The following is a 12,698-nucleotide window of genomic DNA, read 5'->3' as shown; positions in this document are numbered from 1 at the left end:
TACAGTGGTCACCCATACGCAAGGTGGCTTGTTTCATTTAATTAAAAAACGTTTTAAAAAAGCACCGCACTTTTATCATCCTTACAAACGGACAAGCCAAGTGCGGCGCGCAATTCTAGCATATTTTAGGAGGACAACCAAATGCCTAAATTTTGACTTGAGTCACAGTAATTTTTTCTTAATCTTTTACACTAGAAACATGATTAACTGAAAAGAAGGAACAGAGTATGTGGAAGTCGATTTCTCAAGTTTTAGCTGATCAATTCGGGGCCTATTATTCCATCAAAAATAAAACCAAAATTCACACCGGCGAAATGCATGAATCTTGGATCATTGATGACGGCATTCAACCCGTCTTTGTAAAAATGAATGAAAAGTCCTACCGTTCCATGTTCCGTGCCGAAGCGGATCAGTTAATCATGCTGGCAAAAACCAATACCGTTCGCGTGCCGGAAGTCTATGGCGTTGGTTGTTCACAAAATCACAGTTTTCTGTTATTGGAAGGACTGAATATGCAACCGAATACGCCGCAAAACATGGCGGAATTTGGTGAACAACTGGCTCGGCTACACCAATATCAAGGTTCAGAAAATTACGGTTTATCTTTTGATACCTGGCTCGGGCCGCAATATCAACCGAATGAATGGGGTTCCCGTTGGGCAAAATTCTTCAGTGAACAACGCATTGGTTGGCAATTACAGCTCTGTGCGGAAAAGAATCTGCATTTCGGTGATAAAGAAGAAATCATCAAAGCCGTAGCAACCTTGTTAGCCAAACATCAACCCCAGCCATCCTTATTGCATGGAAACTTGTGGATTGAAAACTGCGCCAACATTGACGGACATACAGTGACTTATGATCCGGCATGTTATTGGGGCGATCGGGAATGCGATTTAGCCTTTACCGAATTATTCGAGCCGTTCCCACAGGAATTCTATGAAAATTACCACCACACTTTCCCGTTAGATGAAGGTTATCAAGAGCGGAAAATCATTTATCAGCTTTATCATCTGCTTAACTTCAGTAGCCGTTTCCACGGCAACTATGTGGCGCTTGCCAATAAACTCGTACACGATGTGTTACAACGTTACAAAAATCGCTAAAGGCGACATAAAAAAGAAAGGGCGCGATGCCCTTTCTTTTTATTTGTATAGCGTAATTTTACATCAGCGTTCTTTCGTTTTTCTTTAACCAACGTAACGCAATATTATCGGCGCTCTCCTCTGCTTGCTTACCCACTTTTTGCAACAAAGATTTTTTCACCACATATTTCACACCAATAAGCTGTTTTTCTTTCATCGCTTGTAGCAATAAATCATCGCTGGTCATAATCTCATCCACGAGATTCAAATTTAATGCCTGTTGACCAAACCAATGCTCACCGGTTGCTACTTGTTCTACATCCAAGTGCGGTCGATTTTGTGAAACAAATTGTTTAAATAATTGGTGAGTTTCTTCTAATTCCTGTTGGAATTTTTGTTTTCCTTTTTCCGTATTTTCGCCCAACATTGTCATCGTGCGTTTATATTCGCCTGCCGTCATTACATCGACGTCCACATCATGTTTTTTCAATAAACGATGAATGTTTGGAATCTGAGCAACAACACCGATAGAGCCAATAATCGCAAAAGGCGCGGATACAATTTTATCGGCAACGCAGGCCATCATATAACCACCGCTTGCCGCCACTTTATCCACGGCAACCGTCAACTTGATGTTATGCTGTTTTAAACGCATTAATTGCGATGCGGCTAAACCATAACCATGCACCACACCACCAGGGCTTTCCAAGCACAGCAACACTTCATCATTTGGCTTCGCCACCTGAACAATGGCGCTGATTTCTTCCCGCAATGCCGCCGTTTCTGAAGCAGAAATATCACCTTTAAAATGTAATACATAAAGGCTTGGTTTTCGTTCGGATTCTGTATCTTCACCTTTTTTACGTTGTGCTTTTAAGGCTTTTGCTTTCGCCTTTTCTGCCTTTTTCTCAGCTTTTTCCGCCTCTTTTAATTTATCTTCGCTGAGGTGAAAGTTACTCAATATTTTGCTGTTTTCCTCAAATTCTTTTGATAAATCGGTAATCACCAATTCACCGTGCAAATGCGCTTTTTTTTGTTTCATGGCAATGATCATGGCAACCACTGCCGCAACCACCAATAACAAGGTGATCACTTCTAAAATAAACACGCCATAACCGACAAAAATATCAGACCACATAATTGTTCCTTAGTAAGAATAAATAAGGTCCAGGATTATAAAGTATCGCTTATCTCAATGCCACCTTCACGGCTAGCTGAAAAATAAAGGATTATTAACCCAGCATTAATAATGCTTTTCAAAAAGCCCTATTTATCTTTCTTAAATACCCGTTAAAATGACCGCACTTTTCATTTCATGATTTCAAAAAGGAACTAACATGAATAATGTTCTCGTCTTAAAATCCAGCATTCTGGCAGACAATTCACAAACCAACCAATTATCCGATTATTTCGTCAGTAAACTTGCCGACAAAAATGTGGTTATCCGTGATCTTGCCGCAAATCCACTACCGCATTTTGATGCAACGGCTGCAACGGCATTACGTGGCCAACCAACAAGTACTGAAGAAAACGCATTATTGGCGTTATCTGATGAATTAGTAGCGGAAATTAAAAAGGCAGACACGTTGATTATTAACGCGCCCATGTATAACTTCCATATTCCGACACAACTAAAAAGCTATTTTGATTTTATTGCGCGTCCGCGTGTCACTTTCCAATATTCAGAAAAAGGGCCGGAAGGTTTATTAAAAGGCAAAAAAGCGGTGGTGTTAGTCGCGTTTGGTGGTTTTCATCAAAACCAGCCAACGGATTTAGTCACGTCATACATGAAGGCTATTTTAGGCTTTGTTGGTATTACTGATGTACAATTCGTTTACATGGAAGGCATTGGATTTGGTCCGGAAGCGGTCGAAAAAGCACAAGCCCAAGCCAAAGCAGAAATTGATAAAATGGCAATCACACTTTAATCACGCCTAAAAACAAAAAAGCACCATGAAGGTGCTTTTTTTGTGGACAAAATACAAAGAAAAGTGCGGTCATTTTTTTCCGCATTTTTCTTAATGCAGTTTTAATGACGGTCTTAAATAACGGTTCAAATGCCCTACCACAATAATTAAACCGGTTTTAAAGCAACCGTGTAATGCCGCTTGATGCATGCGATAAAGGGACACATACATCCATTGTGCGATCTTACCTTCAATTGTCATGGAAGAACCGCCGGTAATCTTGCCCCCTAACGCGCCAAATGCGGTAAATTCAGATAAAGACACCAATGAACCTTTGTCGTTATATTTAAAATCTTTCAATGGCTTATTATCAAATAAAGCAATGATATTTTTCGCACAACGGCTTGCCATTTGGTGCGCGGCTTGGGCTTTCGGCGGCACCGGTTTGCCATCCTCTTGCATAAAGAAACAACAATCACCCATGGCAAAAATCGTGTCGTCATTTGTTGTTTGCAAGGTTTTCTTCACCACTAATTGATTTATTCGATTGATTTCCAATCCGTCAAAACGTTTCGTAATACCCGAAGTGCGAATGCCTGCCGACCATACGATTAAATCCGCCGGAATATGTTGTCCATCTTTTGTTACCAACTGTTTTTTATTCGCTTCAACAATCATCGTATTGGTTTTTACATTCACACCCAATTTGCGTAGCTCTTCCGTGGCATCATTGGAAATACGTTCAGGCAATGCAGGTAAAATACGGGATCCGGCTTCGATTAAGGTCACTTTTAAACGGCTGCTATCAATTTGCCCATAACCATAAGAAGACAAATGCTCTGCGGCGTTATAAAGCTCAGCAGAAAGTTCCACGCCCGTTGCCCCGGCGCCCACAATCGCGATATTGATGTGGCCATCTTGCACTAATTCTTGTTTACTGTCAGTCTCACCAATATCGTCCAATACTTGGTTTTCACGGAGTTTCAGGAAAAGCTCTAACATTTTTTGTTGAAAACGCATGGCCTGCGCTGAGCTATCTAAAAAGATACAGTTTTCCGCCACACCTTTTGTGTTGAAATCGTTAGATTTACTGCCAATGGCAATCACTAAATAATCGTAAGGAATGCGACGGGAAACCACGATCATATCGCCGTCGTCGCCATAAACCGGCGCTAGTTCCACATATTTATGTTGGCGATTTAAGCCAACCATGGAACCTTGCTCAAAGTTGAAATAATGATTGTGGGCATGGGCACGATAACTTAATGCCTCTACGCCATCATCTAATGCACCGGTCGCTAATTCATGTAACAACGGTTTCCATAAATGAGTTTGGTTACGATCAATTAAGGTGACATTGGCACGTTTCTTACGCCCAAGCTTATTGCCTAAATGGGTGGCAAGCTCAAGCCCGCCAGCCCCACCACCAACAATGACGATGTTTTTCATAAATACCTCTAAACTAAAAAATAAAAAGTAAAAAATTAATTAACAATATTTTAACACCAGTTTTGCCATTTTTCTTAGACGCAATTTAGAAAAGCCGGAAAATACCTCATTTCTGTTACTCGAATGAAAACAAAAGTGCGGTAAAAAATAACGCTATTTTTTACCGCACTTTCCTGCCAATATTTAGTTATTTAATACTAAAAAGAAAAAGGCAACATGATGTTGCCTTTTATCTTAACTTCAGGAGAAAACGAAAATTAGTCTTGTGGTGCATAATCCACAAGCAAGTAATGTTTCGCAATGCTTAAGAACGTTTCTACTTGTTCTTTTTGCCATTGTTCATCTTTACCTAATTCTTTTGCCATGACGCTTGCCACTTTAGCTGCACTGTCAATGGCTGCACGCGCATCAAGGAACAACAAACGAACACGACGAGCAAGAACATCTTCAACGGATTGTGCCATTTCTTCACGAACCGCCCAAACCACTTCAGCAACAGTATTCGGATGTCGTGGATGAATTTTTTCCGCCATTTCCGGATGTTCAGCTTCCAATGCTTTAATTGCCGGAATGTCAGCACCGTAAATATACAAGTGATTTTTCAAATCCACTTGTTCTGCCGGAATTTTACCGTGAATCGCTAAATTCGTTGTAACACATGGTTTTTTCGCTAATTGCGGATGTATGCTTAATGCTTCATCTACAGTATCTTCGGACATTTGACGATATGTTGTCCACTTACCACCGGTAATGGTCACTAAACCACTATCGCTGACCACGACTTTGTGACTACGAGAAACTTCTTTGGTGCTTTGACCGGCCTTTTCCGGCGCAGCTAACGGACGAAGCCCTGCGAAAATACTTAACACATCATCACGTGTTGGTTTTTTCGTTAAATATTGACCGGCAGTATCTAAGATAAATTGAATTTCTTGCTCTAAAGCAATCGGCTCATAAGACGGTTCTTTAACCAATGTATCTGTGGTACCGACCACTAATTTTTCATGCCATGGTACTGCAAACAACACACGACCATCAGAGGTTTTTGGAATCATCAATGCGTCATCACTTGGCAAGAAGGATTTATCTAATACCAAATGCACCCCTTGGCTTGGTACGACGAATTTTTTATCAGTGCCGTGATCCATAGATAAAATATCATTCATGAACACACCAGTAGCATTAATCACCGCTGTACCTTGTACGCTATATTGTTCACCGCTTAATTCATCCGTAAATTTAACACCGTTGACTTTGCCTTGTTGATCTTTAAGCAATTCGGTTACTTTCGCATAATTCAACACGGTACCGCCTTGTTCTACAACAGTTTGTGCAATATTCACCGCTAAACGGGAATCATCAAATTGACCATCTTTATACACTACGCCGTTTTTCAAATCTGCCCCATTTAAGGTTGGCAAACGTTGCATAGTCGTATTTTTACTGATAGCAATGGTTTTACCTAAACTTAAATTACCGGACAAATAATCGTATAAACCTAAACCGATGCGGTACTTCACGCTATCAATAAAATTGTAGTTAGGAATGATGAAATTTTGGTTTTTAAATAAGTGGGAAGCATTTTTTGCTAAACGACCACGTTCACGTAAAGCCTCTTTTACTAAAGCGACATCACCTGCAGCTAAATAACGCACACCACCATGTACTAATTTAGTACTACGGCTTGATGTACCTTTTGCAAAGTCATAGCCTTCCAATAACAATGTTTTGTAGCCACGTGATGCTGCATCTAAAGCAATACCTAAACCACTGGCACCGCCACCAACAACAATAAAATCCCATTGTTCTGTATTTTTTACTTTTTCAAGCTGCGTATTTCTTTGCATTTTTTCACCTCGAAGATTGATATCGAATTGTTTATTTTTAATACGAAATGTTCGTTTGTGCGCATTTTAACACGCCAAACGAAAATAAAGGTAACAAAAGAAAATATAAATTTCTGAATTTGTGATCATGATCACGATTAACACTCAATCATTCTAAAATTTACGCAAACGTTTGCTTAAACGATTAAATATTCTGTGAACCTGCTCACAAATTAAACTATTTTTGTTTGCTTGGCGAAAATTTATTCATTAATTTGACGCCGCATTCTGTTTTAAAACGAAATGCTTCTTATCAATTCCTTCTCATTAAGGAGAGCTTATGGCTACAAATCACACACTGAAAGGCGCTTGTATTGCGGAGTTTTTAGGTACAGGACTTCTGATTTTCTTTGGTTGCGGTTGTGTCGCAGCAGCAAAACTAGCGGGTGCGGCATTCGGGCTTTGGGAAATATCTATAGTTTGGGGGATCGGGGTCGCTATGGCGGTATACTGTACTGCCGGCGTGTCGGGAGCCCACTTAAATCCGGCAGTAACCATTGCTTTATGGAAATTTGCTTGCTTTGACGGCAAAAAAGTTATTCCTTACATCATCGCACAAATGGCTGGTGCATTTGTTGCCGCCGCGTTGATTTATTTGCTTTATCAAGATCTTTTTGCCGCAACGGAAGCCGCACAAAATATCGTTCGCGGAGAAACCGTTGGTGTTGCCAATGTATTCTCAACCTATCCGCATCCACACATCACATTTTACAAAGCATTTTTAGTGGAAACAGTGATTACCGCCATTTTAATGGGCTTAATCTTAGCCTTAACCGATGATGGCAACGGCGTACCCAAAGGCCCGATGGCTCCCCTATTGATTGGCTTACTCATTGCCGTCATCGGTGGTGCAACCGGTCCATTAACCGGCTTTGCCATGAACCCTGCACGTGACTTTGGCCCGAAATCATTTGCCTATTTTGCCGGCTGGGGCGACATTGCGCTCACCGGTGGTTTAGCCATTCCTTATTTCCTCGTCCCTTTAATTGCACCAATTGTCGGTGGTTTGCTTGGCGCTTGGGGATACCAACGTTTTATCGGTAAACATTTACCGTGTAACTGCGGCGAATCCTAGTTTACCCGCTTTATTTCTATATAAGGAGAAACTCATGACTCAAGAATACATTATTGCTCTCGACCAAGGCACTACAAGCTCCCGTGCGGTTTTATTAGATAAAAACGCCAATATCGTCGAAGTGGCACAGCGTGAATTTACCCAAATTTATCCGCAAGCAGGCTGGGTTGAACATAATCCGATGGAAATCTGGGCAAGCCAAAGTTCCACATTAAACGAAGTCGTTGCTAAAGCGGGTATTACTTCCGATAAAATTGCCGCTATCGGGATTACTAACCAGCGTGAAACCACGATTGTTTGGGAAAAAGAAACAGGTAAACCGATTTATAACGCAATTGTTTGGCAATGTCGTCGTACTGCCGATATTTGTACCCAATTAAAAGCTGACGGGCACGAAAGTTACATTCGTAAAACCACCGGTCTCGTGGTTGACCCTTATTTTTCCGGTACAAAAATTAAATGGATTTTGGATCATGTAGAAGGCGCCAGAGAACGGGCTGAAAAAGGTGAATTATTATTCGGCACCGTGGATACGTGGTTGGTTTGGAAACTCACCCAAGGTCGCGCCCACGTCACCGATTACACCAACGCATCCCGCACCATGCTATTTAATATCCACACCAAGCAATGGGATGACAAAATGCTTGAGTTGCTGGATATTCCAAAAGCCATGTTGCCGAAAGTATGCAATTCCTCTGAAGTGTATGGACAAACCAACATCGGGGGTAAAGGCGGTGTGCGGATTCCGGTAGCGGGTATTGCCGGTGACCAACAAGCCGCGCTTTACGGTCATTTATGTGTGGAACCCGGTATGGCGAAAAACACTTACGGTACCGGTTGCTTCATGCTCATGAATACCGGAGAAAGAGCGGTCGAATCTAAAAACGGATTGCTCACCACCATTGCGTGCAATGCCAAAGGTAAGCCTTGCTACGCCTTAGAAGGTTCTATTTTTATGGGTGGCGCATCAATCCAATGGTTACGTGACGAATTGCGTTTAATTCACGACAGCGCCGATTCCGAATATTTCGCCACTAAAGTGAAAGATACCAATGGCGTGTATGTCGTTCCAGCCTTTACCGGTTTAGGCGCACCATATTGGGATCCATATGCACGCGGTGCGATTGTCGGCTTATCCCGTGGCGCCAATCGTAACCATATCGTCCGCGCTACTCTAGAAGCCATCGCCTACCAAACCCGTGAAGTATTAGATGCGATGCAATCGGACAGTGGTGAAAAATTAGCGGCTTTACGCGTGGACGGTGGCGCGGTTGCCAATAATTTCTTAATGCAATTCCAAGCGGATATTTTAGATGTGAAAGTAGAACGTCCGAAAATCCGCGAAGTTACCGCACTCGGTGCTGCCTATTTGGCAGGGCTTGCTGTAGGGTTCTGGAAAGACTTGGAAGAATTGCGTGGCAAAGCTATTGTCGAACGGACATTTGAGCCGAAAGAAACGCCGGAAAAACGCACCGCACTTTATCAAGGTTGGAAGAAAGCGGTTCAGCGTGCATTGGCGTGGGAGGAGGAATAAAAAATTTAACCTTCCTACATCTTTTATATATGGGCGAGAGATTTTCCTCTCGCCTTTTTATATGGAAGAAAATGGAAACAGTATTTCGCGATTTTCAAGATAAAAAATACTTAAAAAACCAACCGCACTTTTAGCTTAAAAATTCCAAGCCGAACTGATACAACTGATTTTTCTTATAGCCATAAAGCTCCGCTACAATAGCCGCCGCCTTCTTCAATGGTAATTCTTGACTAATCAATTCAAGGGCTTTTACCGCTTGCGGAGAAATTTCATTATTGATTTCTTCTTGTGTTTTTCCCTCAACAATCAACACCATTTCTCCTTTGGTACGATTCGGATCTTGCACTAACCAAGCGATTAAATCGGTTAACTTGTCGCCATGGATCGTCTCCCATGTTTTGGTAATTTCACGCGCCAACACCACATAACGTTCGTCGCCAAACACGGTTTGCATATCTGCAAGGCTGTCTAAAATGCGATGGGTCGATTCATAGAAGATCAAAGTGCGGCCCTCATTCTCCACGTTTTTTAGTTTATCCAAACGTGCTTTATTTTTTGCCGGTAAAAATCCCTCAAAGCAAAAACGATCGGAAGCAACACCCGAAGCACATAACGCGGTAATTGCCGCACAGGCACCCGGCAAGGGCACAACTTGAATTCCCGCTTGGCGGCATTGACGCACTAAATGAAATCCGGGATCGCTGATCAGTGGCGTGCCCGCATCTGAAATTAACGCAATATTCGTGCCTTGTGATAACTTTTCTACTAATGCGCCCGCTTTTTGTTGTTCATTATGATCGTGCAAAGCAAAAAACGGCTTTTTAATGCCATAACGGCTTAATAATAGCCCACTGTGGCGAGTATCTTCCGCAGCAATTAAATCTACTTTTTCAAAGGTTTCTAATGCCCGTTGAGTGATGTCCTGCAAATTACCAATCGGCGTGGCGACGATGTATAAAATTCCTTTTGAATTGCTCATTTCGTGTTTCTTTTATTTGCTTTTAGTTAGTGACATAAGTAAGATCGCTCCAATTGTTTCAACAAATGGAGTAATTATGCCTATTCTATTACAACGCATTAATTTTAAAAAAGGATTCATGCCTTTTTTCTTTACGCTGTTGCTCGCCGGTTGTACCACAAGTTTTTTTGGTGGCAATACCGCCAACATGCTAAAAGAGGATGCGAATGCCAGTTCCGATTTTTATATGAACAAAATCGAACAAACACAAAAAGTGGAAGAACAACAAACCTATAAATTGTTGGCCGCTCGTGTCTTGATAACTGAAAATAAAATTCCTCAAGCACAAGCTTTATTAAATGAATTAAAAGATCTCACCCCGGATCAACTTGTCGATAAATCCCTTATTGAGGCACATATCGCGGCAGTAAAAAACGATAATGTCAGTGCAGCAAATGTATTAAAAAGCGTGAATTTAGCACAATTAAGTCCATCTCAAACCGGTCGCTATTATGCTGTAAAAGCACGCATTGCTGAAAATAAAGCAGACATTATTGAAGCAGTAAAAGCCCGTATTCAAATGGATCAAGTGCTTAGCGATGTACAAAGAAAACAAGAAAATAACGACCGCACTTGGGCGTTATTACGCAGTGCAAATCGTGGCATCATCAATAACACACAAGATGAAGGCAATCTTGCTTTAGCCGGCTGGTTGGCATTAACCCGTGCATATAACGACAATATCAATCAACCGACACAATTAAGCCAAGCACTACAAAATTGGAAAACATCTTATTCAAACCACTCTGCGGCTTATTTATTCCCGACAGAATTGCAAGGTTTGTTTAACTTCCAACAAACTTCTTTGACCAAAGTAGCCTTACTTTTACCTTTAAGCGGTAATGGTCAAATTCTAGGCAATACGATTAAATCAGGTTTTGATGCAGCAAGAGGCGGCGACACCTCCGTTCAAGTACAATTTTATGACACCGTAGCAACACCGGTGAATGACATTATTGCGCAAGCAAAACAAGCCGGTACCCGTGCGATTATCGGTCCGTTATTGAAACAAAACGTTGATACTCTTCTCAACAACCCTTCCGCACTTCAAGATCTAAGCGTGTTAACCTTAAATGCAACACAAAATGCCCGTGCCATTGGTCAAGTGTGCTATTACGGTTTATCGCCGGAAGATGAAGCGGAATCTGCCGCCAATAAAATGTGGGCAGACGGTATTCGTGAACCGATGGTTGCCGTACCACAAAATGATTTAGGACAACGCACCGCAACGGCATTTAACATACGTTGGCAACAATTGGCCGGTACGGATGCAAATATCAAATACTACAATCAATCTGCAGATATCGGCGTTGCATTACAAGGTCAAAATCTACAAGGATTATATGTTGTGGCCAAAAGCGATGAGTTGGCTGATTTAAAAACGGTTATTGATAACAGCGGTAGCAACATCAAATTGTATGCCAGCTCACGTAGCAACTCATCCAATAACAGCCCTGAATATCGTTTATTGATGAACGGATTACAATTCAGCGATATTCCGTTCTTTAAAGATACGGACTCCGCCCAATATCAAAAAATTGCCAACAATACGAATGGCGATTACTCTCTCATGCGTTTATATGCCATGGGCGCAGATGCTTGGTTGCTCATCAATCATTTCAATGAATTACGCCAAGTACCCGGCTATCAAATTGACGGTTTAACCGGTAAATTAAGCGCCGGTCCAAACTGCAATATCGAACGCGATATGACTTGGTTCCAATACCAAAATGGTGGCATCCAGGTATTAAACTAAGTTGAACGTATGTTCTCTCTAAAACGGCAACAAGGGGCGAGATTTGAACACAAAGCTCGCCTCTTTTTAGAATCTCAAGGCTTAACTTTTCTTGCAGCCAATCAGAATTTCAAATGCGGTGAATTAGATCTCGTCATGTTAGATCAAGACACTATCGTATTTGTAGAAGTACGCCAACGTAAAAACGATCATTTCGGTTCCGCCGTAGAAAGTGTTGATTGGAAAAAACAGCAACGTTGGATGGATGCGGCAACGCTTTGGTTAGCACAACGAAAGCAAAGCTTAGAAGATACGGATTGTCGTTTCGATTTGGTTGCTTTTGGTCATTCCGAGCATGACATTCAATGGATTCCTAACTTTCTTGATTGATGACTATGTTAAATAAACTCAATGCGTTATATGAAGAAAATATCAAAACGCATATTTACTCAAAAAGCTTGCTTAGCCCACAAATTTCTGAGGCCACACAGCTATTAATCAACAGTCTCTTACGCGGAAATAAAGTTATTGCTTGCGGAGAAGGACGTTCTTACATTAACGCACAATGCTTGGTAGCAAATTTACTCAATCGCTATGAGTTAAAACGCCCAAGCTTTCCCTCCGTCCTATTAAGTTTAGATAATGCGGTCGGTTCTACTTTCGTTTCCGACAATACCTTAGAAAAGCTTTATCAACACCAATTCAATGCCATTGCACAGCAAGGTGATATTTTGGTGGTCTTTTCACCATTAGGCAATGAGAGCAATATTCTCAACATTATCACGCATGCCGTGAACAAAGAGATTAATGTGATTGTCTTAACGGGAAACAGTAACGATCATATTCAAGGGATTTTAACGGAAAAGGATTTACACATTTCCGTACCAAGTTCAAAAGAAAGTCGAATTTTGGAAAATCATTTATTCATTATTAACAGCATTTGCGAACTGATTGATTTCAAACTGTTCTCACATTCGTAACTTGACAGAAAGTAAGCGTTCAAGTCACACTA

Annotated in this window: 11 protein-coding genes; 7 read left to right on the top strand and 4 right to left on the bottom strand. The window is 41.3% G+C overall.

Annotation, left to right across the window (positions count from 1 at the left end):
* The first annotated feature begins 227 nt into the window (after window positions 1-227).
* Complete coding sequence (locus tag ACO5E4_RS02335) at window positions 228-1,103, top strand: fructosamine kinase family protein (protein WP_485861945.1); 876 nt, start codon at window positions 228-230, stop codon at window positions 1,101-1,103.
* Window positions 1,104-1,161: 58 nt separating this feature from the next.
* On the opposite strand, the gene sohB is transcribed toward ACO5E4_RS02335, so the two are convergent.
* Window positions 1,162-2,220 carry a protease SohB gene (gene sohB, locus ACO5E4_RS02330; protein ID WP_485861944.1) on the bottom strand — a complete coding sequence of 353 codons (1,059 nt, stop codon included), beginning with the start codon at window positions 2,218-2,220 and terminating at the stop codon, window positions 1,162-1,164.
* Between the two features lie 199 nt (window positions 2,221-2,419).
* Between sohB and ACO5E4_RS02325 the strand changes: the two genes are divergently transcribed.
* Window positions 2,420-3,010, top strand: coding sequence for an FMN-dependent NADH-azoreductase (locus ACO5E4_RS02325; protein WP_485861943.1), 591 nt, complete (start codon window positions 2,420-2,422; stop codon window positions 3,008-3,010).
* A gap of 90 nt (window positions 3,011-3,100) precedes the next feature.
* Here the strand turns inward: ACO5E4_RS02325 and ACO5E4_RS02320 are convergent, their stop codons facing one another.
* Window positions 3,101-4,438, bottom strand: a complete 1,338-nt coding sequence (locus tag ACO5E4_RS02320; RefSeq protein WP_485861942.1) for an NAD(P)/FAD-dependent oxidoreductase — start codon at window positions 4,436-4,438, stop codon at window positions 3,101-3,103.
* A 257-nt stretch (window positions 4,439-4,695) separates the two neighbouring features.
* Entirely contained in the window at window positions 4,696-6,285 is a 1,590-nt protein-coding gene (locus tag ACO5E4_RS02315) for a glycerol-3-phosphate dehydrogenase/oxidase (protein WP_485861941.1), read from the bottom strand.
* A gap of 319 nt (window positions 6,286-6,604) precedes the next feature.
* Between ACO5E4_RS02315 and ACO5E4_RS02310 the strand changes: the two genes are divergently transcribed.
* Both ACO5E4_RS02310 and glpK read left to right on the top strand, forming a co-directional pair.
* Window positions 6,605-7,399, top strand: a complete 795-nt coding sequence (locus tag ACO5E4_RS02310; RefSeq protein WP_485861940.1) for an MIP/aquaporin family protein — start codon at window positions 6,605-6,607, stop codon at window positions 7,397-7,399.
* Between the two features lie 34 nt (window positions 7,400-7,433).
* Entirely contained in the window at window positions 7,434-8,933 is a 1,500-nt protein-coding gene (gene glpK / locus ACO5E4_RS02305; protein WP_485861939.1) for a glycerol kinase GlpK, read from the top strand.
* A gap of 130 nt (window positions 8,934-9,063) precedes the next feature.
* Here glpK and rsmI read toward each other — a convergent pair whose 3' ends face one another.
* A complete protein-coding gene (gene rsmI / locus ACO5E4_RS02300) occupies window positions 9,064-9,912 on the bottom strand; it encodes a 16S rRNA (cytidine(1402)-2'-O)-methyltransferase (protein WP_485861938.1) in 849 nt (282 codons plus the stop codon).
* 76 nt (window positions 9,913-9,988) lie between these two features.
* Here rsmI and ACO5E4_RS02295 point away from each other — a divergent pair, with 76 nt between their 5' ends.
* The 3 genes from ACO5E4_RS02295 to ACO5E4_RS02285 are packed head-to-tail and all read left to right on the top strand — an operon-like array spanning window position 9,989 to window position 12,666.
* On the top strand, window positions 9,989-11,707 hold the full coding sequence (locus tag ACO5E4_RS02295) for a penicillin-binding protein activator (RefSeq protein ID WP_485861937.1): 1,719 nt from the start codon (window positions 9,989-9,991) through the stop codon (window positions 11,705-11,707).
* A 9-nt stretch (window positions 11,708-11,716) separates the two neighbouring features.
* The gene (locus ACO5E4_RS02290; RefSeq protein WP_006717984.1) at window positions 11,717-12,076 is read left to right on the top strand and encodes a YraN family protein; all 360 of its coding nucleotides are present in this window, start codon (window positions 11,717-11,719) and stop codon (window positions 12,074-12,076) included.
* 5 nt (window positions 12,077-12,081) lie between these two features.
* Window positions 12,082-12,666, top strand: a complete 585-nt coding sequence (locus ACO5E4_RS02285; RefSeq protein ID WP_485861936.1) for a D-sedoheptulose-7-phosphate isomerase — start codon at window positions 12,082-12,084, stop codon at window positions 12,664-12,666.
* Window positions 12,667-12,698: the final 32 nt, after the last annotated feature.

This window comes from Aggregatibacter sp. (assembly GCF_057314075.1).
This window is presented reverse-complemented; position numbering and strand designations above follow the sequence as displayed.